A 22843-nucleotide genomic window follows, 5' to 3' on the forward strand; every position below is an offset into this window, starting at 1 on the left:
GAAGTAACCAGTCGGTTACCTCACCTACTCATCAACCCTATTTGACAAAGAGCCAAGATTTTTCTCAGAAGATGGTCTTCAAGAACGAGTTCTTCAAGGGCATGAAAAGCGATCTGATTACGTGCTTCAAATATTTTACTATCGGCATTAACTGACATCATGGAAATCACCCATTTTCTTTTTATTATACATAAAAAAGCCCTCTAAATCACTATAAGTTGTGATCTAGAGGGTTTTATCTACATACTGATATCTCCCTAACGGAAGATGTTTAAGTATAAATGATATTCATATAATAAAAATAGGTGCATCATTTATTTACGTTTTGGTCCCAAATATTCTGAATCATCAAAGCCTAAAATTACTGAAAAAAGTGGGAATCCGAAAAGAAGCCCGAGACCATATCCAACACCCTTTCCAAACACTTTTGCTAAGTCTAAACAAAACATGATGATAAAATAGATATTTGCTAGCGGAACTAATAGCCATAACACTTTCCATCCATTACCGTATACAATTTTAAATTGAATATATAGTTGATAAATAGGGATCAGTGACTTCCACCCAGCTTCACCAGCCTTTTCAAAAAGTTTCCACATACCTACAATAAAAATAATTACAAATACCATGTATAGTATACTTGAAAAACCGTCTGACATATTTCCCATTTACTCACTCTCCTTCTTATATTTTTTAAGTATACTATATAAAATTAAAAATAACAAATAAAATTTAAAAACAAAAAACACCTTCCAATAAAGGAAAGTGTCTTGAAACGTTGATATAATAACGATTAACGTTTTGAGAATTGTGAAGCTTTACGAGCTTTCTTAAGACCTGGTTTCTTACGTTCTACCATACGAGGGTCACGTGTTAGAAGTCCAGCTGATTTTAATGCAGGACGGAAGTCTGGATCGACGTTTAATAGTGCACGTGCGATTCCGTGACGAATGGCACCTGATTGACCAGAGAAGCCTCCACCTTTTACGTTCACAATAACATCGTAAGATCCTAAAGTTTCAGTAGCGTTGAATGGTTGGTTGATTACTTCGTGTAAGTGAGCAAATGGAATGTATTCTTCCAAAGGCTTCCCATTCACAGTGAATTCACCAGTTCCTGGTACTAAGCGTACGCGTGCTGATGAGTTTTTACGACGACCTGTTCCTAAGTATTGTACTGTAGCCATTTAATCCCTCCTTATATTAATGTATTGATGTCTAATTCTTTAGGTTGTTGAGCGGCATGGTTATGCTCTGAACCTTCATAGACAAAAAGTTTAGTGAATTGTTTACGACCTAAACGATTATCTGGTAACATTCCTTTTACTGACCGTTCGATTAAGCGTGTAGGTTTCTTGTCGCGCATTTCACCTGCTGTAGTGACACGCATTCCACCAGGATGTCCTGAGTAGTTATAATATTTCTTGTCTGTCGCTTTTTTACCCGTTAAGGCAATTTTTTCAGCGTTAATTACGATTACAAAGTCACCCGTATCCACGTGTGGGGTATAGGTGGGTTTATTTTTTCCGCGTAAGATTGATGCAACAACAGTTGAAAGGCGTCCCAATGGGATGTCTGTGGCATCTAATAATACCCAGTTGCGTTCAACTTCGTTCTTTTTAGCCATATATGTTTGACGCACGTTGTTTTCCTCCAATATTTGTCTAGTTGTTTACGGTTACGATGAGTTTCCGGGGCTCATGTGTGGGGTAAACAATACCGTCCATTATTATATTCCTTATTAACCCCTAATGTCAAGCGATTTTCTCACACTGCTTCAAATTTATTTTGCTTTCGATCAACAGTCATTTGCCTTCGTGGTATAATCATTTCAAAGGAAGTGAAATTTATGAAAGCTCAAGAAAGACGCCAAGCCATTTTAGCATTCTTAAAAGAACAAAGCGAAGCGATAACGGCCAATGAGTTAGCTAGTCGTTATCAAGTCAGTCGTCAGATAATTGTTGGAGATATTGCTTTATTACGTGCCCATCATAAAGTAGAAATTTTAGCCACTAATCAAGGATATTTAATTCCTTCTTCCCCGATTAACAATACTGCTACTAAGGGGTATACGGGGGTGATTGTTTGTCGTCATGATGATAGTCAAATGCGGCTAGAGTTAGAAACAATATTAGCCTATCAAGGTAAAGTACTTGATGTGCAAATAGAGCATCCGGTTTATGGTTTATTGTCTGCTACCCTTCATATTCATTCGCAAGCTGATCTTGAAGCCTTTCTAGAACGTATGGCAACTTATGAAGGTGAAATGTTAGCATCCTTAACGGATGGTATTCATTCACATACCATACAGGTGCCTAGTCTAAAAGAATTTAAGCTAATCGAAAATGCTTTGTCACAAGAAAAAATCCTCTATGTATAGACAGGTGTCTTGACACCATTATAGATTGTTGTTAAACTGCTTTTATAGTAAATTTTTTGGAGGTTCTTATGTCTCAAACTACTCGCTTATCTAAAACACGCCAATTGACGTTCGCTAGCTTACTCACAGCAATTGGTATTATCATACCAATGGTTATGCCACTTAAAATTGTGATTCCTCCTGCTTCTTATACTTTGGCTAGTCATGTGGCAATTTTTATGGCCATGTTTATTTCGCCTTTTACAGCTGTTTTAGTAAGTTTAGGTACTAGTCTGGGATTTCAATTAGCTGGCTTTCCTATGATTATTGTTGCAAGAGCTGCTTCGCACGTTGTATTTGCTTTTGTTGGCGCTAAAATGCTTCAACAAAAACCGCAATGGTTAGCAACAAGTCGCAATAAATGGACGTTTTCTTTCATCATCAACTTAATTCATGCAGTTGCTGAAGTATTCGTCGTCTATGTGATCACCCAAGTAGGTTTTAGCCAAGCCAGTGAAAACTTCTTATATGTTTTAATTGTTCTAGTGGGTGGAGGAACTCTTATCCACGGCATGGTTGATTATTTCTTAAGTGATTATTTCGCTAAACAATTAGCAACACGAGCTAAAATTCCTGTCTATCCAATGGTATAGTAAATTCTATATACTAAAAGGCAAGTGGAAACACTTTGCCTTTTATTTTTTTCCTATGATACAATCAAAACAAATGCCTAGCGAGGAGGAAAATGATGAATCGCCCTGATGTTATTGTTATTGGTGGAGGCACTAGCGGAATGATGGCAGCAATCCACGCTGGCATGAATGGCGCGCGTGTGCTGTTACTTGAAAAAAATTATAAATTAGGACGCAAATTAATTCTTACCGGAGGAGGCCGCTGTAATGTCACCAATCGTTCACCTCGTGAAGTATTCATTGACCATATTCCAGGTAATGGTAAGTTTCTTTATTCTGTATTAGAACAATTTGATTCACAAGATATAATCGATTTTTTTCAAACACGAGGTGTTCGCTTAAAAGAAGAAGATCATGGGCGGATGTTTCCCATTTCGAACTCTGCTCGCACCATTCGCGACTGTTTAATTAATGAGATGAGACATTATGCCATTGAAGTAATTGCTGGTGAACCTGTTGAAGAAGTTCTGTATAATCAAGAAACAGCTTCTGTTAGAGGTGTTCAAACCAGCAAAGCGACATATACTGCCAAAGCTGTCATCTTGGCCTCAGGCGGCAAGGCCTATCCTCGCACCGGTTCGACGGGAGATGGCTATCGGTGGGCCAAAGACGCTGGTCACAGTTTGACGGATTTTTATGCCACTGAAGTCCCCTTATTATCCAACGATTCCTTTATTCAAGACAAGTCATTACAAGGTATTTCATTGAGGGACGTTAATGTCAAAGTACTAGATAAAAAAGGGGAAACAATTGTTTCCCATCAAATGGATATGATTTTTACCCACTTTGGTTATTCAGGACCAGCTATTTTAAGATGCTCCGGCCATGTCAATTTATACCTTAAAGAAAGCCAAGAAAAAATTGCGAATCTAACCATTGATCTTATCCCATATATTTCATATGAAGAGCTCAAGAAACTGGCAGAAGAACAAAGAGAAAAGCAAGTTGATAACATTCTGCGCCAATGGTTACCTGACAAACTAAATGGCTTGATTCAAAAACAAGTAGGAATCCAAGAAAAGTCAGCTTATAAGCAAGTCAACCATTCTATTCAAGAAGCGCTGTGGAAACGAGTCAAAGCTTTTCCACTCACTGTTTATGGCAGTCAACCACTTGAAAAAGGTTTTGTAACGGGTGGAGGGGTTAACTTAAAAGAAATCACCCCTCAAACCATGGCGTCTAAATTAATGAAAGGCCTCTATTTCTGTGGTGAAATCATTGACATTAATGGATATACAGGTGGCTATAACATTACAGCTGCTTTTGCAACAGGTGCTGTTTCTGGACAACACGCGGCTTGGTTCAGTCTTTCTTCGTAAAGAGTTTATATTTTTCATTGCAATAAAAAACATCGCAGCCAAGGCTTGCGATGTTTTTTGTCTTTATCTATTTTTATTCAGCACTTGTTTCTTCAGTTCTCTCAGCGTCGCTATCCTTATCTTCATCTTCTAATTCAAAAGCTTTCGGATTCGATACAATTAACACGCCATTTACAACCATTGATTCAGCTGGTAAATCGTTCCACTGTCTCAATTGGTCAATACTTACTTCATACTTGTCTGCTAAAACTTCGAGTGTCTCGCCAGGAGCTACTTGATGGTAGTCTACCCATGGATTAGTGACAGCAATTTCTTCACCAATATAGACCACGTTGTCAAGTAAACCGTTCCATTCACGAAGCGCTTCAACCGAAACTTCGAATTGATTCGCTATACTTTCTAAGGAATCTTCTTCAGTCACCTTATAAATACTCGGTGCCTTTTCAGGATGGGAAAGGGTTAATTCTGTTCCTTGCTCAATTTCTTTACCTTCTTCTAATTCGCTCCATTCAATAATTTGAGCTTCTGTTACTGGGTAAACCTCTAATAAGTCTTGAATTCTTTCGTCTTCCATTAAAGTATGCTTAATTGGATAAATTTCTTCTAATGGGCGAGCTTGTTTAAAGACTGTAATCGCTTGGCTTGGATCCTTCAAGTAAAGAATATCTCCTACTTCAATCGCATCATTTAAGAGGCCGTTCCATTGGCGTAAATCATTTTCATTAATGTCATTAGCCTTTGCAATATCAGCCAATTTTTCCCCTTCAGTCACTTCATGAGTCGGCAAGTCAATACTTTCAGGATCTAGCGCCTTGGTTCTCGGATCAGTGAGTTTATCTTCATCTTTTTGTAAAGTTTTAGGTTTGCGAATATTCACTTCGCGCGGCTCCTTTTTAAGAGTCTTTGGTTTTTCATTATTAATACCTAGCCCATCGCTTTGTGGTTGAGAATCACTGGATGTATCTGGCGTGGTGGTTAATTGATTACCTGTTGAGTTATTAGAAGTTGTGTTAGTTTGACTTGGTACATAATTGGAGCCTGAGCTTGGTAAATAAATCACTTCACCAGGGTAGATCATGGTATCTGTTCGACCATTAAAAGCCATCAGTTGACGGCCAGTCATACCATAGGCTTGAGCAATAGTATCAAAGTTGTCCCCCGCCACAACCGTGTAAGCATTGGATGAGTAAGACGGTTGACTTGGACGGTTGGGATTTGTAAGATCAGTTGATCCGTTAGATGTTACTGCTAGTTTATCTCCCGGATAGATTAAATCTGAAACTAAGCCGTTCCATGCCACTAACTGATTAACAGTCACACCATATCTTAAAGAAATGGTATAAAGGCTATCGCCTTTATTAACAACATACGAACCTTGATTGTTGGATCCTTGATTAGATCCCCCAGGTGTTACAGAAGTAGTTCCTCCATCAGCTACTGCTAATAAGTCCCCTACATCAATAAAGTCGGAGGACAGCCCGTTCATAGCTTTTAACTGACTAACCGTTAAGCCGTAGGCATTAGCAATTTTATAAAGACTGTCGCCTTTTTGAACCACATAAGTGGCTGGATCTTCTTTCACTACCGGTGGCTGACTTGGTTGATCTGTTGTATTTGAACCATTTAAAGCTAACCGATCACCTACATCTATATAGTTACCTGTGAGACCATTAAAAGATCGTAATTGATCGACGGATAAACCGAATTTATTTGCAATGGAATAGAGGGTATCCCCTTTTTTTACGACATAATAACCTGCCTCCTCTTGATTACTACTTTTGTCTCCTCCATCCATACTCACAATCAATTGAGCACCTATATCGATAGTTGTACTTGATAAGCCATTTAAAGCCATTAAGTCTTGTTCAGACAAACCATATTTACGAGCTATGCTATAAATCGTATCGCCTTTTTCGACCACATGGGTGGTATTGGCTGATGCTTGAGTCAAGCCCATTAAAGTGATAACAGACAAGCAAATAGCCGATTTATTGATCAGCTGTTGAATTGTTTTCTTCATCTATGAGAACCCCCTTTTTTAATAGTTTTGTTTAGTAACTATAGTATAACATGCCCCAATAAGCAGGCAAAGTTATTCTAGCGGAAATCATTTTAGATTCATACTTTTGTCATTAATTATTAACACGACAGTAAGATTATCTATTCAATTTATTATTTTTTTATATGAATCCTTATGCTATATAAAATTTTATATAAGTGGCTATTTTGGTTCGCCTTTCTATTGAAATAAGAATTACTATATGGTATTTTCAACTTGTTTGATAAATATTTTTTGGTGGTGATATTCTTGTCGTTAAATTTTAAGATAAGTATTAAAGTTGCTCCGTGTCATCGTCATTATTTTGCATTTCTTCATCAAGCGCTAAGTAAAGCTCATTACCTCCCATCTCATTATTCAATTATCCCCATACTCTTATGCGACTTAAGTTCAGCCCATATCAATGTTAATACTCTAATCATTGATAGCAACGGAGATTTTTGGTACTCCAACCAATCCTTAGAACAAATTTCACACAATATACTCCAAGACCAACACCTCTTCATTCCTTTTAATAGTTGTTTAGATAGCCTTCTTTGGCTCAATTTACGCTATTGCTCCTATTTTAATACACTCGAAGATCATACTAATCGACAAACGGTTATCAAATACGGCTTCTTCTACTATCAATTAAATACTGATCGTAACTTATCTTTTATCTATCCCTTATCCATTCGATACCAAGCTTTATCTTTTAATAGCAATCGCCCTCATAACCCTCCTTCTATCTACTCTTTTAATCGCTTTGTAGATTTCAGCCTATAAATAGGCATAAACTTTTTAGTTAGAAAATAAAAAAACTTGATTGTCGCTACTAAACGACAATCAAGTTTTTTAAAAGAGTCCAAAGAATCTTTTTTTCTTTTTTCTTATTGATTTTGAGTGTTTAGCTTCTAACTTATGAATGGGATCTCCGTTAAAGATATCCCGAGCATTTTGTAAGAAGTAGTCGACCTTTGCCTGACCAAAATCTTGTTCTAGTTGATTAAATGCAGCCTTCATATTAAATGGTCGAAAATCCACATGGTGGACGTCAGAAGCAATAACATGTGCTAAATTAAGTTCAAGCATTTCTCTTGCTGTTTTTTGAAATTTTTCACCATATAAGCCCACATAAGAAGAAGAAGTGATTTGTGATAAACATCCCATCTGAATTAAGTCATATAAATCCTCATAATTTTCAGCTAATTGATGATTTCTTTCTGGATGCGCAATTAAAGGTGTTATTCCCATATCAATTAACTGCAATAACATTTTAGGCGCAAATTCTGGGACTTTAACAGTTGGAAATTCAATCAAATAATATTTATCCGATCCATCTAGAGATAATAAATCACCATTATAATAATCTTCCATAAATTGCTTGGTTAAGCGTATTTCTTGACCGGGATACACTTTAACTTGTAGGCCAGCTCTTTCGTAATCAGCAGATAATTTGTCCGTAAATTTTATAACATCCTCTTTATGATTAATAAATTGACCATTACGATGGTGGGGGGTTAAAACAATATGTTGGACCCCTTCTTCTTGACCCATTTTAGCTAGGTGAATAGAATCTTCTAGCGTTTGCGCCCCATCGTCTACTCCGGGTATAAGATGTGAATGTAAATCAACAATCATTTTTATTACTCACCCTTGCTATCTTTTTCGGAATCATGACCGTAACCATAACCATAATATGAATAATAGCCTGATCCTTCTTCACGCGGAACACCATTCATAACATATCCTAAAATATTCGCATTGACATTATCTAAGATTTCTTTCGCTTGGCGTACTTCCTCACGACGAACATAGCCATAACGTAATACCATCAAAATACCATCCACACGTGTTGCTAAAATTTGTGGATCAGCCACAGCAGTAATAGGTGGCGTATCATAGATTATCAAATCAAAATATTGATTCAACTCATGCATAATGGATGTCATACGAGCTGAACCGAGTAATTCTGAAGGGTTCGGCGGAATAGGTCCACACGGCAATAAGTAAAGACCTGTTTCGGGATTATGTTGAACTACCTGATTAAATTTGACCTCAGGATTGGCAATTAAGGTTGACAGTCCTTCTTTATTATCGATTCTAAAAGTTCGATGAAGGGTTGGCTTACGCATATCCGCATCAACAATCAAAACCTTTTTCTCTGTTTGAGCCATAACAACCGCTAAGTTTGCTGAAACGGTCGACTTGCCTTCAGCCGGAATACAAGAAGAAATTAGTAAACTCTTAAGCTTCCGATCGACTTGAGCAAATTCAATATTCGTACGGATGGCACGGAATTGCTCCGCATTAATAGATTGAGGAGATGTATAAGTAATTAAAGAGGTTCCAAATTCTTGATCTTTTAATAATTTGCTTTCTTTTTTCTTTCGAGTATTAAACATGCTAAACCTTCTTTCTAGTCCGTTTTTGTGATTTACTACTTGCTATACGAGAACTTTTCATTTCTTTATTTGAAAGTTGATAAATATGTCCTAAATCATTCATTCCTAGACTTGCCATAAATTCATCATCTTTGACGGTTGTGTCAGAAATTTCGGATAATAAAATAATTAAGATGGCAATCGCCAGACCCATTAGGGCCCCAATAATTGAATAAATTGGCAAACTAGGAGAAACTCGGTTTGGGTTAAAAGAAGCTGGAGAAAGAATAAAAATGTTGGTATCTTCTCCCCCATAAATATCGCTGACTGTTTCTTCAAAAACTGTAATCACATTATAAAGAACATTTTGAGCAGCTTGAGGAGACTCAAGCTGAACGGAAACATAAAAAGCTTGTGAGTTTGGTGATTGTTCCACCGTAATAGCATCTTTTAAATCTCCTACCGAATAAGCCTTATTGGCATCATCGCTCACTCGATTAAGAACACTGTCACCCGTGATAATATCGCGGTAAGTATTAATCAACTGTGAGTTAGCTTGTAATTCACTGTATTGGATAGGCGATTGTCCCATTCGCTCTTCTGATTGATTCACTAAAAGCTGAGCCGTTGAGCGGTAATTAGGTGTTACAAATAAAATCATAAAAGCAATCGCCAAAATGATCCCTAAGAGAATTAAACTAAATATTTTAAAAGCATGCTTAGTAAATAATTTCCATAAATCTTTTAAGCTAATTTCTTCTTGTTGCATGTTAACCTCCGTATTGTGTGCTATCATTAGCAAATTTTATTATCTTTTCTTTCATAATTTTAGGCTGATGAACCGCCTCTTTCAAACTTTCGACAAATTCCAAAGTCTCTTGTAGTGGAATTGGTACAACTTTTCCAACAAATATTTGATCATTTAATTGATTTTCAACAAGTTCTGATCCGGTCAATAATTCTTCATAAAGCTTCTCACCTGGTCGAATACCTGACTCTCGAATACCGATTTCTTCAACTGTATGCCCGGAAAGGAGAATCATTTTCTTGGCTAAATCAAGAATTTTAACAGGTTCCCCCATGTCAAGGATAAAAACTTCACCATCTTGGGCAAAAGTTCCAGCAAAAACAACTAATTGGCTGGCTTCTGGAATAGTCATAAAATAGCGAATCATTCTAAAATCTGTAACTAACACAGGACCTCCAGCGGCTATTTGCTTTTTAAAAGCAGGAACAACACTGCCTCGACTGCCCAGTACATTTCCAAAACGAACTGCACAATAAAGGGATGCTGACTGCTTGTTCATGCCAGTGATAATTAACTCAGCTACTCGTTTAGTCGCTCCCATAATATTAGGGGGATTGACCGCTTTATCCGTAGATATCATTACCATTTTAGACACTCTAGCTTGATCGACAGCTCGTGCGACATTGTATGTGCCCAAAATATTATTTTTATAAGCTTCGACCGGGTTAGCTTCCATTAAAGGTACGTGTTTGTGAGCAGCCGCGTGATAGATAATATCAGGTTGATATTCTTTAAATATTTCTAATAGACGGTCATAGTCTTGGATATCCGCAATAACCGGAATATATTGAATCATACGTTCGTTATAAGTTTTAATCATTTCATGATAGATAAGATAGATAGAATTCTCCCCATGCCCTAATAAAATAACTTTTGCTGGATTATGTTTAGAAATTTGACGGGTTATTTCAGATCCGATAGACCCTCCTGCTCCCGTTATTAGAATGGTTTTCCCTTCTAATTCCTTTCTCATAGCAATTTCGTCTAGTTCGATTTCCTGACGGCCCAAAAGGTCTGAAATCTTAATTTCACGCATGGATTCTTTTGGTTGATGGATTCCTAATAAAACGTCTTCAACTTTTGGCATATTATAGACGCGCACACCTAATTCGTTACAATAACGAAGTATCTCTTCATATTTTTCTGGTTTCAGGGAAGGAATAGCAATGACAGCTTTTACGATATTGTACTGCTTAGTTAATTCCGTAAGTTGTTCTAAGCCCCCTACTACCTCGACGCCTCCTATGTTCATACCAATTTTAGAGTGGTCTTCATCTAGGATAGCAACCACTTTTTCGTTTCTTGGATGACGTTGGTAAGCATTCATAAAAAGTGATCCACCGTCTCCTGCTCCAATTAATACAATATTTTCTCTATTTTTGTTATCGATATTAGTGACTCTGTTTTTAGTGTGATAAATATATTGCCATAATATTCGTAAAGCACTGATTGCAACTCCTGCTAGACCTGCTACTATAATTAAATAGCGAAAAGAGAGCCATTTAAGCACTGTAGATAAAATCAACCCAGAAACTAAATTGGCAAAAATAACAATTAAAAATAAAAGCGAAAAGTCGACCATAGTCGCATAGCGCTTTATACGTGAATCGACTTTAAAATGCTTAGAGACTGCATAATATAAACCAAAGGACAATAATAAATGTCCCACATAAAACTGCATTGGGACTTTGAATATACCTAAAAAAATGACTAAAGCAACAATTGTTGCTAGACAAAAAGCTAAAAGGTCACTGACTGCCCATATCAATCGTTTGTGGGCAAAAGGTAGGTTTTCTACCCATTGAACGAAACGAAGTGATAACATCTCTTGGTTTCTTAACATGCTTTCATTCCTCACTATAATCTATTAGCTATATAGAACATTATCTTTCTCTAGTACGTCCTAATTTTGATAGCCATATTATCTCTATCATTTTACCGATATTATTAGGCACTTTCAATGTGTTTAAGGACAAATTTCATTAAAACTATCTAATTATAGTCAGGAAAATAAAAAGAGCAAACGATTTAAGGTTAAAACCACCTTAAATCGTTTGCCTAATCAATTTATTTAATTGACTTACATCATACCCATACCTGGTTGGGCAGGCATTTCAGGTTCGTCTTTAGGAATTTCAGCTACGACAGCTTCAGTTGTTAATAATAAAGCTGCTACTGATGCAGCATTTTGTAAGGCTGAACGAGTTACCTTAGTTGGATCAACAATACCAGATTGAATCATATCTTCAAACTGATCCGTTGTTGCATTATAGCCTGTTCCTTCTTTTGAAGAAATAATTTTATTGACGATCACTGAGCCTTCACGACCTGCATTTTCAGCAATTTGACGAACAGGTTCTTCTAAAGCACGAACCACAATCTTCACCCCAGTTGCTTCATCATCAGTTTCTGTTTCTGTGGCAGCTACTTGATCTTTAATGATTAAGTAAGCTGCTCCTCCACCCGCTACGATTCCCTCTTCAACAGCAGCGCGAGTGGCATTTAATGCATCTTCAATACGTAATTTAACTTCTTTTTGTTCGGTTTCAGTTGCTGCTCCGACTTTAATGACTGCTACACCACCAGCTAATTTGGCTAAACGTTCTTGTAATTTTTCTTTGTCATAGCTTGAAGTAGTTTCTTCTGCTTGGTGACGAATTAAAGCTACACGTTCTTTAATAGCTTCGGATGAACCAGCACCTTCAACAATCGTTGTGTCATCTTTAGTCACAGTCACTTTTCCAGCTGAACCTAAGTGGTCGATGGTTGCATCTTTTAATTCAAAGCCTAATTCTTCAGAAATTACAGTAGCTCCAGTAAGAATCGCAACATCTTCTAACATCGCTTTACGACGGTCTCCAAATCCTGGTGCTTTAACTGCAGCTACATTTAAAGTTCCGCGTAATTTATTTAAAACTAAAGTTGGTAAAGCTTCCCCTTCAACATCTTCAGCAATAATCAATAACGGACGGCCAGATTGCATTACTGCTTCTAATACTGGAAGCGCATCTTGAATGTTAGAAATCTTGCGGTCTGTAATTAAGATATATGGATTTTCTAAATCTGAAATCATTTTTTCATTATCGGTTACCATATATTGTGATAAGTAACCACGATCGAATTGCATACCTTCTACAACTGATAATTCAGTCTCAATGGTTTGAGAATCTTCAATAGTGATTACACCATCGTTGCCGACTTTTTCCATAGCATCAGCAATCAATTCGCCAACCTTTTGGTCTCCTGATGATACAGCTGCTACTTGTGCAATCGCTTCTTTAGAAGATACAGGTTGTGATAATTCTTTTAAAGCTGCTACAGCTGTCTTAGTTGCTTTATCAATTCCACGACGAATACCAACTGGGTTAGCACCTGCTGTAACGTTCTTCATTCCTTCACGTGCAATTGCTTGAGTTAAAACAGTGGCAGTCGTTGTTCCGTCTCCAGCTATATCATTGGTTTTTGAAGCTACTTCTTGCACTAATTGAGCACCCATATTTTCATAACGGTCTTCCAATTCTATTTCACGCGCAATGGTTACCCCGTCGTTTGTAATAAGTGGAGATCCGTAAGTCTTATCTAAGACAACGTTACGTCCCTTAGGGCCCATTGTTGTTTTAACCGTATCTGCTAATAAGTCTACCCCGCGCAATAAAGCTGCACGTGCGTCTTCTGAGAATTTCAATTCTTTTGCCATTTATACCGCTCCTTTATATCTTTTTCTATTGAGTTCTTTATTAAATATCTTTTATTCAATAATTGCTAAAGCTTCTTTTAATTCGATAATAATAAATTTTTCACCTTGGTCTTCAATCTCGGTCGCTGAATAAGATTTATAGATAACTTGATCGCCAACTTTAATTCCGTCTTCTGATTCTATTTCAGGACCAACCGATACTACTTCACCAATTTGTTGTTTTTCTTGAGCAGAGCTAGGTAACACAAAGCCGCTTGCTGTTGTTTCTTCGACTTCCTTTGGTTTTAGAACAATACGTTTTGCTAAAGGTTTCAACATGAAAATCCCTCCAAATTTTATTATTTAGCACTCTGTTGATATAAGTGCTAATCACAATTAATATATTAGACCATCTTTGATTAAAAAGCAAGAAATAGATATAAAAATCTCATTATTTTTTCCTAAAACCATAAAAAAACTTCTCACTATAAATAGTAAGAAGTCCAATCATTTTCTATTCTCTTGCTAACTGATCAGCAATTTCTTCTTGGTTAATGAAATAAATCAAGGTCTGCAGTTCATTGGTTAAATCAACATTTTGTACGCGAACACTTTCAGGTACTTCAAAACGTAATGGGGTAAAGTTCAAAACTCCCTTTATACCAGCAGCTATTAATCGTTCCATTATTTCGTCTGCATATTCTTGAGGAACAGTTAAGATAGCCACATCGATTGCTTGGATTTCTAATTGCTCTTCTAACTCATCAATCGAATAGATAGGAATGCCCGAATGGACAGTTCCAATCAAATCAGGATTGACATCAAAACCGGCACCAATTCTGACATTATTAGATTTTCTAAAGTTATAGTTTAATAAGGCATTCCCTAATGATCCAACTCCGATCAAGGCAGTGGTTGTTAGACGATCTTGATTGAGTGTCTTCCCAAAAAACTGAAGCAAATATTCCACATCATAACCATAGCCTCTTTTCCCAAGGGCTCCAAAATAAGAAAAATCACGCCGAATGGTCGCACTGTCAACTTTAACAGCATCACTGAGTTCGGTTGATGAAATGCGCGTCTTACCAGCATTGTATAAGTATCGCAAATAACGATGATAAATTGGCAAACGCTTGGCCGTCGCTCGTGGGATTTCTTTCACCATTCTACTTCCTCCGTTCATCCTAACTTTCACTTGTTTGTGTGTTTTCTCACAATTTGATAAGTCTAGTATATCATCAAACGAAGATAATGCCAATCAGTAGAGAGTCTTTTTTTAAAAAAATTCACAAACTTTTTAAAAAGCCAGTTGAATCGAAACTAGTGAGAGTTTAATAAGCGTGCTATAATGGGAGTGATTGAACAAAGGGGGATGGCCCGTGATTTTACTACAAGCAAACAATATCAGTCGTCGTTTTGCCGATGTGACTTTATACGAAGACGTTAACTTTTCGATTCAAGAACGTGACCGAATTGCATTGGTCGGACGTAACGGAACGGGTAAGTCGACTCTAATTAAACAAATCATTGGTGATGAACCCATCAATGATGGTCAATTTAGTCGTGCTAAAAAGCTAAACATCGGTTACTTAGAACAACATATAGCAGTAGATTCTCTTTTAACTGTTTGGGATGAAATGCTGTCTCTTTTTTCTAAAAAATTAGTTATGAGAGACCAAGCCCAAGAAATTGCTGACAAACTAGCGAATCTAGCTGATCAAGGTGATACTCAATCTATTTTATATCAAGAGACCTTGGCCCAATATGATCAAATTCAAATGGAATTACAAGCAAAAAATGTCTATCAAATCGAATCTACTATTCGAACTGTTCTTCATGGGTTTGGTTTTTATCCGGAGGATTATGATCAACCTATTCAAAGTCTATCCGGAGGCCAAAAGACTCGTATCGCCTTAGCCAGACTCTTATTACAAGACTATGACTTATTAATTCTGGATGAGCCTACCAACCATTTAGACATGCAGACTTTAAGCTGGTTAGAAAAGTTTTTAACCACCTATCAAGGCGCACTTTTAATCGTTTCTCACGATCGCTATTTTTTAGATAAAGTCGCAACTCAAATCTATGAAATTCGCGACCACCATCTACATCATTATCAAGGTAATTATTCTTTTTATGTCCAAGAAAAAGCAGCTCGCATGGAACACGCTCAAAAACAATATCTCAAACAGCAAGCTGAGATTAATCGTTTAGAAGAATTTGTCCAAAAAAACATTGCCCGTGCTTCCACTACTAAAAGAGCCCAAAGCCGACGCAAACAGTTAGAAAAGATGGACCGCATTGAAGCACCTAAACAAGATGCTAAGGCTCCTCGTATTCAATTTTCAATTGCCAAAGAATCGGGTGAAAAAGTTATTCAGGCAGAAAATTTGAGTATTGGTTATTCTCCTACAGATGTTCTTTGTCAAAACATCAACCTTGACCTGACCAAGCAAAATGCTATCGCTATTGTTGGTCCTAATGGAATTGGGAAAACAACTCTTCTAAAAACTCTTTTAGGCTATCTTCCAGTTATCGATGGTACAATTAAGAAGGGAACCAATGTCCAAATTGGCTACTACGACCAAAACGTCAACCATCTGTCTGGCGACGTTACCGTACTCGAGACCCTTTGGCGTGCTCATGATACAACAGATGAGTGGAAAATCCGTTCCATTTTAGGCTCTTTTCTTTTTAGTGGAGAAACGGTGGAAAAGAAAGTCAGTCTGCTCAGTGGTGGTGAAAAAGCTCGTTTAGCCTTAGCTCTTTTAGCGGCTGATCACGATAATACCCTATTGTTGGATGAGCCAACCAACCACTTAGATATTGATTCGAAAGAAGTCTTAGAAGAAGCACTCATTAACTTTAACGGAACGCTGCTATTTGTTTCTCATGATCGTTACTTTATTAATCGGATTGCTACTCATGTTTTAGAAATAGCTGCTGACAAGAGCCAGCTTTATCTTGGCGATTATGATTACTATTTAGCTAAAAAAGAAGAAATTGAAGCCTTTGAAGCAGCTGAGGAAAATAAGAATGGGCAAAAAGAAGAACTTATCTCTGCTGGTCAGCTGTCTTATGAAGAAAATAAAAAAATAAAAAGTGAACTAAGAAGACTACAGAAATTAGCAGACGAAGCTTGGACTGATAACGAAGCTATTGAAGAAATGATCGAAAAAGATAAAGAAATGATGCTTGAAGCAGCAAATGCTAACGATCATCAAGCATTAATTGCTATTGATCAGAAAATAAAAGAAAAGCAAGAAACTAGTAATCAGTTAGTTACACAATGGGAAGAATACAGTCTGGCTATTGAAGACTATCTTGAAAAATACCCCGATTTAAAATAAATTTAAAAACACACACTGAAAATTTCAGTGTGTGTGTTCTTTATAGAGTCATAGCTGGTCTGGCATTGGCTGCTAAATCCGTATATTCTTCCTTTAATAACTTTGGATAGGCAGCTGCTCCAATCATGGCTGCATTATCTCCGCATAATGCTAAAGGTGGAATTAAAAGTTCTACATTAGGGTAGTGAGCTTCGAACAGGCTTTGTATGCTTGCTCTCAATTCACTATTGGCGGCTACTCCGCCGGCTAAAACAAATTGCTTAATCTCTGGACGATTTTCCAAAGCCTTGCTAACTTTTCCCGTTAAAACATCCACACAGGCACGTTGAAAACTCGCTGCTAAATCAACTGGCTGGATGCTTTCTCCTCTTTGGTTAGCGTTGTGAACCAGGTTCATCACCGCACTCTTCATACCTGAAAATGAAAAATCTAAGTTATTCTCATTTAACATGGCACGAGGGATTGAATAAATTTCTGGGTTTCCTTCTTTAGCCATTTGATCAAGATACTTACCTGCTGGATAAGGTAAGTCTAGCAAGCGGCCTACCTTATCATAAGCCTCTCCTACCGCATCATCTTGCGTTTCACCAATGACTTGATAATTATTCGCCGACTTCATAACCACCAACTCAGTATGTCCACCACTGACAATTAAAGCCATTAATGGAAACTCTAAGTTTTTAATAAAGCGGCTGGCATAAATATGTCCAGCTAAATGGTTGACAGCAATTAAAGGCTTTTTATATAAATAGGACAATGTCTTAGCTGCAGTAACTCCAATTAATAGAGGGCCAACTAGCCCAGGACCTTGGGTCACTGCGATCGCATCTACCTGATCAATCGATTCTAGTTGGGCTTCTTCTAGTGCTAACTTCAAAACTTGACTGATTTGTTCGACATGGTGACGACTAGCTACCTCAGGGACAACACCGCCAAATCGCATATGACTCTTTACCTGGGAGGCAACAATATTCGCTTTAATATGACAGCCATTTTCTATCAAGGCTACACTCGTCTCATCACAAGACGATTCAATGGCTAATATTAAATTTTCTTCTTGCATTGGCTATTCCTCCTACTCAAATGTTAACTGCATAACCCAGCCATCTTCAACCGGATCATGATAATAGTTAGGCCGTTCATCAATTATCTTAAATCCCACTGCTTGATATACGGCAATAGCCACCTGATTACTGACTCGAACTTCCAAGTTAACTTTTTCTACTTTATTTTCTTGAAATTGATCTAGAAGAGCTCTTAAAAAAGCTTTTCCCTTCCCTTTGCCTCTGTATAGAGGACCAACCCAAAAATAATGTATGTTTGCTTCTTCAAAAAGGACTTGTCCGCCACAACAAGCCACTAACTCTTGGGCGTCGGTCCAAATCCATAATCTAGCATAAGGACTCTGCCATTCTTGAATGGTGGCATCCGCTGACCAATTAAAACTTTGAGCAATGGCTAAGATTTGCTGAAGTAAAGCAGGTTCTTTATCTGCTTTTGCGATTTCTTTAAGCATCATTTCTTTATCTCCTTACAAATGACAGCGGAGAAAGAGAGCCGTTTCGCCATTATCTTCATAGTAGAAAGGTTTTTTGTTCTCAAGGACAAAGCCTTGTTGATAATAGATTTTTTGGGCATGCGTATTGCTTTCTCTTACTTCTAAAGTTACCGACTTTCTATCCAATTCACGACTGATTTGAAGCCAAATCTTTAATAAATAAGAACCCAAACCGTGTGATTGCCACTCAGGATCAATGACTAATTGGCTAATATGGGTATTATTAATTAAACACCTACCCGTAATCATTCCAATAATTTTTGACTTATCAGTTGCTAAGTCTTTTGCTTCAATAACTAAGTATAAAATCTGTGGATTTTTATGCCAATCCCTTTCAAAATCAGATAAATCCCAAGCAATATAACCTGCGTAACCTTTTTGCTCTAACTGCACTAAAGCTTGTAAGTCAGTCTTTTTGGCTAATCTTACTCTGCATTGGATGTTTTTTTGTTTTTTTTGCCTTATTAGCGCTAAAGCATCAATATAAGGGCTAATTTGAGTCATTGCTTTATGTCTTACTTTAGTTTCCTCTTTAAAAGGATTAAATACTCGTTTCATTAGTTTGCTCAACATAACTTTCATTCTTTTCTTGGATTTGATTAGTTTGTTTGGCTGCCCATTCTTGTTCTGCTAAAGTCAAATGTGCATAGAAAGGCTCAAAAATATCTACATCTTCAACATGCTTTCGTTCAATGTAAGGCACTTTACCAACCTTTGGCCAAGCATATTGACCTGTTACAAATCGATGCTGAATACTTTGCTGAGAAAGACTTTCTTTAACAAAATTAGTAAGATTATTTTCATGGGCACTCAGGAATATTAACTGCTTAAGGTCTGTCTCGTTAAATTGTGGCAAGAGTTTCTCTTGAATCCAATCTTGCCAGTCAACATGATCATCTTTAATTTTATTTTTCAATAAACCATCTTGCCAGTGATAGGCCGCTGTGTAGGCTGTCCCTCTTCGCGCATCCATAATAGGAATAATCCAAGATTTCCCACCATCATCGGCCACTTGACCTGCCATAATCGCTAGACTGGAAAAACTCTCTAAATGACTTTTTTTGGTGGAAGTCCAAACCTTCGCCATTGTTGCTCCAATCCTCAAGCCTGTATATGAACCAGGACCTCTCCCTAACCAAATTTGGTCAATAGTTTCCCTCTCCCACTTAACAGCAAGTAATAGCTGTTCCACCAAGGGTAGAAGGAAGGCCCCGTGTTGCTTGGAGACATTCGAATTGACTTCGATGATCAATTGATCCTCTTCAAAAAGAGCTAGAGATAAAACATCGGATGAGGTATCTAATGCTAAACTTCTCATCATGGTCTCCTTTCAACCTATTGGTTATTTTTTAATACGCTCTTGCAATCCAAACTGTTTCTTTAGCTGGCTTCCCAGATACAAGGCATTTATCTTTCTTAACCAGAGCATTTTCACCTACAAAATAATTTTCAAACGGTAAATTACGTGTTGTAAAGCCTGTTAATTCCTTAATCTTAGCTTCTGATTCCTCACTACCATCCCAGCCAACTAATACCCAACCTGGGGTTTCATTGGCTGCCTTTTTATTTTCAATATGGTCAATCAATTCATCTAGAGTATCAATATGAGTATACATATTGGCCTGATTGCGTTGGCGAGCTTTTTCTAAAAGACGATTTTGCATTAAGGCTAAAGCTTGATGAACTTGTTCAGCCAAGCCATCCATTGTGATGGCATTTTTTTCATCTTCATCTCTGGCTTTCATAATCACTTGATTATTTTCAATGTCTCTTGGACCCACTTCTATACGAATAGCCGCTCCACGCAACTCCCACTCATTAAACTTATAACCTGCTGAGTTATCTGAATCATCAATATAAGTTCTAACACCTGCTGCTTTTAATTGAGCGTCTAAGTCTTTTACTTTTTCAAGCACTTGGTCTAATTTTTTCTTAGGTCCAACGGGAATGAAAACAACCTGCTGAGGAGCTATGGCTGGTGGTAGAACCAATCCTTGATCATCTGAATGGGTCATAATCATTGAACCGATTAAGCGGGTCGAAACACCCCAAGAAGTGGTATGGGCATAAACGTGCTCATTATCTTTATTTAAATAACGAATATTAAAAGCTTCTGCAAATTTAGTTCCCATATAATGAGAAGTTCCTGCTTGCACAGCTTTACCATCTTGCATCATGGCTTCAACTGAAAATGTTTGCACCGCTCCGGCAAAGCGCTCCGAAGGAGTCTTCTCACCTTTGAAGACCGGTACTGCTAATAATTCTTCTAATAATTCAGCATAGATTTCTAGCATACGCATGGTTCTATGACGAGCATCTTCCTCATCAGCATGAGCAGTATGTCCTTCCTGCCATAAAAACTCAGAAGTTCTTAAAAAAGGCAAAGTGCGTTTTTCCCAACGGAAAACATTGGCCCACTGATTAATTTCATAAGGTAAATCACGGTAGGAATTAATCCAATTAGAAAACGCATCGCCTATCATGGTTTCTGAAGTCGGTCTTAAGGCCAATCTTTCTTCCAAAACTTCACCAGCTGCTTCAGTTACCCATGGCAGTTCTGGACTAAATCCTTCAATATGATCTTTTTCACGAGTAAAGAAAGACTCAGGAATAAGCATTGGGAAGTAGGCATTGCGAATACCTTCTTCTTTTAAACGCTTATTAAAATATTCTTGAATATGTTCCCAGATTTCATAACCATTTGGTTTAAAGATTATACAGCCTCTGACTGGTGAATAATCCATTAAATCTGCTTGTTGAATTGTTTGTAAATACCATTTCGAAAAATCTTCTTTACGAGTAACCATTATTTTCCTCCTATAAATAAAAAATAACTGCCTTCATCCTATCAAGGACGAAGCACAGTCAGTCTCCGCGGTACCACCTTATTTGCATCTTAAAAATGCCCACTCAAGGCGATAAAGGAGCCACCTGATTTCAATAAGATAGTAGGTTCATTTGCTGAGTGGGGAGACACTTCCATCCTCTGCCTCTTGCTGGGGACCATCTACAAATTACTAGTCTATTTTCACTTCTTATTATAAAGAATCAAGGAATAAAAACAAGCCTAAGTTATTCTAAAACAATAGCATCACCTTGAGAATTGAGATCGTAATCAGGCAATTTACCAAAATTCTTTAGTGGCCAATAAATAAAAGTAGCTTTACCAATTACCGAATCAGAGTCTATCAAGCCAAAAGTTCGTCCATCAACAGAATTTTGCCGATTATCCCCCATTACAAAAAACTTGCCTTCAGGAACTACATCTTCACCTGTATATTTATACATTTCAAAATCTTCGGTAAAGTTTCCACCACCATTCGCTTGATACTCTTGCGCCTTTTCATCTAAGTAAAACTCATCCACCCTCTGTCCATTAATTATCAGCTGATCATCTTGATAAGCAATTTTATCGCCAGGAACTCCAATCACACGCTTCACATAAAGCTTGGGTTCTTTACCGGGTAGTGGATTAGGTTGAGGGAAAATCACAACATCAAAACGCTCGATATCTGATAGTTTCCACATCCAAACCTTTTCGCCATCTTCCAAAGTATGTTCCATTGAGGAACCATCTACCGAAAAGGGTTGTGCAACATAATGATAAAAGGTAAATAATACAGCTAACCAAATAGCCATATACATTAACCAAGAAAAAATCTCTTTAAAAAATCGTTTTGTCTTCTCCATAAGTCACCTCTAAACTTTCTGTTTCTTATTTTATAACTTTTCCACCAAAAATGCATCTTGTATTGGTATTCTTGTAAAAAAATATGCTATTATGATTTTAATTCGAAAATTATGAATTAAGTGTGTTATTTGAGCTGTTTTATTTTATTTGACATTCAAAAATGTTAAAATAAGTTTAATTACTTTGTTGATAGTATTGGAGGAATAAATAATGAATCGTAAACCTAACCCTGGCCCTTCGCGTAGCCGGATGCACCAAAAAAGAAAACGTCGTTTTTCTTTTTCAACTCTTATCGGTGTTCTATTAATCATTGTGGCACTAGGGCTTTTATTAGTGAACCCCTTAAAGAACTACCTCATTCAAAATAAAACCAATGATATTCAAATTTCTAATATGACGCGTGAGCAAATTCTAGCTAACCAACAAAAAGATGTCACTTTTGACTTCGAGGATATTCAACAAGTAGATCCTTTTACCGTTATTTCTAGTAGTGTGAATCCTAAGGACCTACCCGTTATTGGCGGAATTTCAATCCCTGAATTAAAGATTAACTTACCAATTAATAAAGGAACATCTAATGAAGGCATGTTCTTCGGAGCAGGAACGCTCTCGGCTGATCAAAAAATGGGTGAATCCAATTATGCCCTAGCTAGCCATCACATGTATGATCAATCTTTACTTTTTTCTCCACTTAAAGACGCAAAAAAAGGACAGAAAATTTATATGACTGATTTAGATAATATCTATGTTTATGAAATTTCTTCCATTTTAGTAGTAGACCCTTCAGCCGTTGAAGTGCTAAACCCTTCATCTGAACCAATTGTTACCTTGGTTACTTGTACTCAGGATTTTGTTAACCGAATCATCGTGCAAGGAAAACTAAAGGAAAAAGTTCCAATTGACGATGCAAGTAATGAAATGATGAACGCTTTTAAAATTGAAAGAAAAATAGCAAACAATACTTAAGCA

Annotated in this window: 24 protein-coding genes; 6 read left to right on the plus strand and 18 right to left on the minus strand. The window is 37.2% G+C overall.

Features of this window, described 5'->3' with window-relative positions; genetic code table 11:
• Positions 1-20: 20 nt before the first annotated feature.
• From ACQV18_RS06845 to rplM, 4 genes are all read right to left on the minus strand, one after another.
• Positions 21-161 (minus strand): hypothetical protein, encoded by a 141-nt coding sequence (locus tag ACQV18_RS06845; RefSeq protein WP_428892789.1) that lies wholly within the window; start codon positions 159-161, stop codon positions 21-23.
• Positions 162-314: 153 nt separating this feature from the next.
• Entirely contained in the window at positions 315-668 is a 354-nt protein-coding gene (locus tag ACQV18_RS06850; protein WP_428874019.1) for a DUF5684 domain-containing protein, read from the minus strand.
• 125 nt (positions 669-793) lie between these two features.
• On the minus strand, positions 794-1186 hold the full coding sequence (gene rpsI, locus ACQV18_RS06855) for a 30S ribosomal protein S9 (protein WP_090289633.1): 393 nt from the start codon (positions 1184-1186) through the stop codon (positions 794-796).
• Positions 1187-1197: 11 nt separating this feature from the next.
• On the minus strand, positions 1198-1641 hold the full coding sequence (gene rplM, locus ACQV18_RS06860; protein ID WP_090289634.1) for a 50S ribosomal protein L13: 444 nt from the start codon (positions 1639-1641) through the stop codon (positions 1198-1200).
• Positions 1642-1848: 207 nt separating this feature from the next.
• On the opposite strand from rplM, the gene ACQV18_RS06865 reads away from it, so the two are divergent.
• The 3 genes from ACQV18_RS06865 to ACQV18_RS06875 all read left to right on the plus strand — a co-directional run bounded on the left by ACQV18_RS06865 (position 1849) and on the right by ACQV18_RS06875 (position 4369).
• Positions 1849-2379 (plus strand): 3H domain-containing protein, encoded by a 531-nt coding sequence (locus ACQV18_RS06865; protein WP_428892790.1) that lies wholly within the window; start codon positions 1849-1851, stop codon positions 2377-2379.
• 68 nt (positions 2380-2447) lie between these two features.
• Positions 2448-3011 (plus strand): hypothetical protein, encoded by a 564-nt coding sequence (locus ACQV18_RS06870; RefSeq protein WP_428874016.1) that lies wholly within the window; start codon positions 2448-2450, stop codon positions 3009-3011.
• A 95-nt stretch (positions 3012-3106) separates the two neighbouring features.
• Positions 3107-4369 carry an NAD(P)/FAD-dependent oxidoreductase gene (locus ACQV18_RS06875; RefSeq protein ID WP_428892791.1) on the plus strand — a complete coding sequence of 421 codons (1263 nt, stop codon included), beginning with the start codon at positions 3107-3109 and terminating at the stop codon, positions 4367-4369.
• A 73-nt stretch (positions 4370-4442) separates the two neighbouring features.
• Here ACQV18_RS06875 and ACQV18_RS06880 read toward each other — a convergent pair whose 3' ends face one another.
• Positions 4443-6389 carry a LysM peptidoglycan-binding domain-containing protein gene (locus ACQV18_RS06880; protein WP_428892792.1) on the minus strand — a complete coding sequence of 649 codons (1947 nt, stop codon included), beginning with the start codon at positions 6387-6389 and terminating at the stop codon, positions 4443-4445.
• 288 nt (positions 6390-6677) lie between these two features.
• On the opposite strand from ACQV18_RS06880, the gene ACQV18_RS06885 reads away from it, so the two are divergent.
• Positions 6678-7193, plus strand: a complete 516-nt coding sequence (locus ACQV18_RS06885; protein WP_428874012.1) for a hypothetical protein — start codon at positions 6678-6680, stop codon at positions 7191-7193.
• Positions 7194-7262: 69 nt separating this feature from the next.
• On the opposite strand, the gene ACQV18_RS06890 is transcribed toward ACQV18_RS06885, so the two are convergent.
• The 7 genes from ACQV18_RS06890 to ACQV18_RS06920 all read right to left on the minus strand — a co-directional run bounded on the left by ACQV18_RS06890 (position 7263) and on the right by ACQV18_RS06920 (position 14440).
• Entirely contained in the window at positions 7263-8048 is a 786-nt protein-coding gene (locus ACQV18_RS06890) for a tyrosine-protein phosphatase (protein ID WP_428876468.1), read from the minus strand.
• Between the two features lie 5 nt (positions 8049-8053).
• A complete protein-coding gene (locus ACQV18_RS06895; RefSeq protein ID WP_428874009.1) occupies positions 8054-8812 on the minus strand; it encodes a CpsD/CapB family tyrosine-protein kinase in 759 nt (252 codons plus the stop codon).
• A 1-nt stretch (position 8813) separates the two neighbouring features.
• Positions 8814-9560, minus strand: coding sequence for a YveK family protein (locus ACQV18_RS06900; protein WP_428876469.1), 747 nt, complete (start codon positions 9558-9560; stop codon positions 8814-8816).
• A gap of 1 nt (position 9561) precedes the next feature.
• A complete protein-coding gene (locus ACQV18_RS06905; RefSeq protein ID WP_428892793.1) occupies positions 9562-11442 on the minus strand; it encodes a polysaccharide biosynthesis protein in 1881 nt (626 codons plus the stop codon).
• 237 nt (positions 11443-11679) lie between these two features.
• The gene (groL, locus tag ACQV18_RS06910; RefSeq protein ID WP_428874006.1) at positions 11680-13296 is read right to left on the minus strand and encodes a chaperonin GroEL; all 1617 of its coding nucleotides are present in this window, start codon (positions 13294-13296) and stop codon (positions 11680-11682) included.
• Between the two features lie 51 nt (positions 13297-13347).
• Positions 13348-13614, minus strand: coding sequence for a co-chaperone GroES (locus ACQV18_RS06915; RefSeq protein WP_428874005.1), 267 nt, complete (start codon positions 13612-13614; stop codon positions 13348-13350).
• Positions 13615-13789: 175 nt separating this feature from the next.
• Positions 13790-14440, minus strand: coding sequence for a redox-sensing transcriptional repressor Rex (locus ACQV18_RS06920; RefSeq protein ID WP_428874003.1), 651 nt, complete (start codon positions 14438-14440; stop codon positions 13790-13792).
• A 214-nt stretch (positions 14441-14654) separates the two neighbouring features.
• Between ACQV18_RS06920 and ACQV18_RS06925 the strand changes: the two genes are divergently transcribed.
• Entirely contained in the window at positions 14655-16625 is a 1971-nt protein-coding gene (locus ACQV18_RS06925) for an ABC-F family ATP-binding cassette domain-containing protein (protein WP_428892795.1), read from the plus strand.
• Between the two features lie 40 nt (positions 16626-16665).
• On the opposite strand, the gene tsaD is transcribed toward ACQV18_RS06925, so the two are convergent.
• The 6 genes from tsaD to lepB all read right to left on the minus strand — a co-directional run bounded on the left by tsaD (position 16666) and on the right by lepB (position 21873).
• Positions 16666-17688: a tRNA (adenosine(37)-N6)-threonylcarbamoyltransferase complex transferase subunit TsaD gene (tsaD, locus tag ACQV18_RS06930; protein WP_428875133.1), complete on the minus strand. Its 1023-nt coding sequence runs from the start codon at positions 17686-17688 to the stop codon at positions 16666-16668.
• 12 nt (positions 17689-17700) lie between these two features.
• Complete coding sequence (rimI, locus tag ACQV18_RS06935; protein WP_428892796.1) at positions 17701-18144, minus strand: ribosomal protein S18-alanine N-acetyltransferase; 444 nt, start codon at positions 18142-18144, stop codon at positions 17701-17703.
• 12 nt (positions 18145-18156) lie between these two features.
• The gene (locus tag ACQV18_RS06940) at positions 18157-18741 is read right to left on the minus strand and encodes a GNAT family N-acetyltransferase (RefSeq protein WP_428892797.1); all 585 of its coding nucleotides are present in this window, start codon (positions 18739-18741) and stop codon (positions 18157-18159) included.
• Positions 18725-19501, minus strand: a complete 777-nt coding sequence (gene tsaB / locus ACQV18_RS06945; protein WP_428876474.1) for a tRNA (adenosine(37)-N6)-threonylcarbamoyltransferase complex dimerization subunit type 1 TsaB — start codon at positions 19499-19501, stop codon at positions 18725-18727. Before tsaB ends, ACQV18_RS06940 begins: the two co-directional genes overlap by 17 nt.
• 31 nt (positions 19502-19532) lie before the next feature.
• Complete coding sequence (gene proS, locus ACQV18_RS06950; RefSeq protein WP_428892798.1) at positions 19533-20990, minus strand: proline--tRNA ligase; 1458 nt, start codon at positions 20988-20990, stop codon at positions 19533-19535.
• 265 nt (positions 20991-21255) lie between these two features.
• Entirely contained in the window at positions 21256-21873 is a 618-nt protein-coding gene (lepB, locus tag ACQV18_RS06955; protein WP_428875128.1) for a signal peptidase I, read from the minus strand.
• 211 nt (positions 21874-22084) lie between these two features.
• Here lepB and ACQV18_RS06960 point away from each other — a divergent pair, with 211 nt between their 5' ends.
• Entirely contained in the window at positions 22085-22840 is a 756-nt protein-coding gene (locus ACQV18_RS06960; RefSeq protein WP_428892800.1) for a class A sortase, read from the plus strand.
• The last annotated feature ends 3 nt before the right edge of the window (positions 22841-22843 follow it).

The sequence above is a fragment of the Facklamia sp. P9177 genome (assembly GCF_050409585.1).
In the GTDB taxonomy this organism is placed as follows: Bacteria; Bacillota; Bacilli; order Lactobacillales; family Aerococcaceae; genus Facklamia.

Excerpts from the sequence above, each read along its gene's own strand:
- ACQV18_RS06845 (WP_428892789.1), bottom strand. The coding sequence starts at position 161 with ATGATGTCAGTTAATGCCGATAGTAAAATATTTGAAGCACGTAATCAG.
- ACQV18_RS06850 (WP_428874019.1), bottom strand. The coding sequence starts at position 668 with ATGGGAAATATGTCAGACGGTTTTTCAAGTATACTATACATGGTATTT.
- rpsI (WP_090289633.1), bottom strand. The coding sequence starts at position 1,186 with ATGGCTACAGTACAATACTTAGGAACAGGTCGTCGTAAAAACTCATCA.
- ACQV18_RS06865 (WP_428892790.1), top strand. The coding sequence starts at position 1,849 with ATGAAAGCTCAAGAAAGACGCCAAGCCATTTTAGCATTCTTAAAAGAA.
- ACQV18_RS06870 (WP_428874016.1), top strand. The coding sequence starts at position 2,448 with ATGTCTCAAACTACTCGCTTATCTAAAACACGCCAATTGACGTTCGCT.
- ACQV18_RS06875 (WP_428892791.1), top strand. The coding sequence starts at position 3,107 with ATGAATCGCCCTGATGTTATTGTTATTGGTGGAGGCACTAGCGGAATG.
- ACQV18_RS06880 (WP_428892792.1), bottom strand. The coding sequence starts at position 6,389 with ATGAAGAAAACAATTCAACAGCTGATCAATAAATCGGCTATTTGCTTG.
- ACQV18_RS06890 (WP_428876468.1), bottom strand. The coding sequence starts at position 8,048 with ATGATTGTTGATTTACATTCACATCTTATACCCGGAGTAGACGATGGG.
- ACQV18_RS06895 (WP_428874009.1), bottom strand. The coding sequence starts at position 8,812 with ATGTTTAATACTCGAAAGAAAAAAGAAAGCAAATTATTAAAAGATCAA.
- ACQV18_RS06900 (WP_428876469.1), bottom strand. The coding sequence starts at position 9,560 with ATGCAACAAGAAGAAATTAGCTTAAAAGATTTATGGAAATTATTTACT.
- ACQV18_RS06905 (WP_428892793.1), bottom strand. The coding sequence starts at position 11,442 with ATGTTAAGAAACCAAGAGATGTTATCACTTCGTTTCGTTCAATGGGTA.
- groL (WP_428874006.1), bottom strand. The coding sequence starts at position 13,296 with ATGGCAAAAGAATTGAAATTCTCAGAAGACGCACGTGCAGCTTTATTG.
- ACQV18_RS06915 (WP_428874005.1), bottom strand. The coding sequence starts at position 13,614 with ATGTTGAAACCTTTAGCAAAACGTATTGTTCTAAAACCAAAGGAAGTC.
- ACQV18_RS06920 (WP_428874003.1), bottom strand. The coding sequence starts at position 14,440 with ATGGTGAAAGAAATCCCACGAGCGACGGCCAAGCGTTTGCCAATTTAT.
- tsaD (WP_428875133.1), bottom strand. The coding sequence starts at position 17,688 with ATGCAAGAAGAAAATTTAATATTAGCCATTGAATCGTCTTGTGATGAG.
- rimI (WP_428892796.1), bottom strand. The coding sequence starts at position 18,144 with ATGATGCTTAAAGAAATCGCAAAAGCAGATAAAGAACCTGCTTTACTT.
- ACQV18_RS06940 (WP_428892797.1), bottom strand. The coding sequence starts at position 18,741 with ATGAAACGAGTATTTAATCCTTTTAAAGAGGAAACTAAAGTAAGACAT.
- tsaB (WP_428876474.1), bottom strand. The coding sequence starts at position 19,501 with ATGAGAAGTTTAGCATTAGATACCTCATCCGATGTTTTATCTCTAGCT.
- proS (WP_428892798.1), bottom strand. The coding sequence starts at position 20,990 with ATGGTTACTCGTAAAGAAGATTTTTCGAAATGGTATTTACAAACAATT.
- lepB (WP_428875128.1), bottom strand. The coding sequence starts at position 21,873 with ATGGAGAAGACAAAACGATTTTTTAAAGAGATTTTTTCTTGGTTAATG.
- ACQV18_RS06960 (WP_428892800.1), top strand. The coding sequence starts at position 22,085 with ATGAATCGTAAACCTAACCCTGGCCCTTCGCGTAGCCGGATGCACCAA.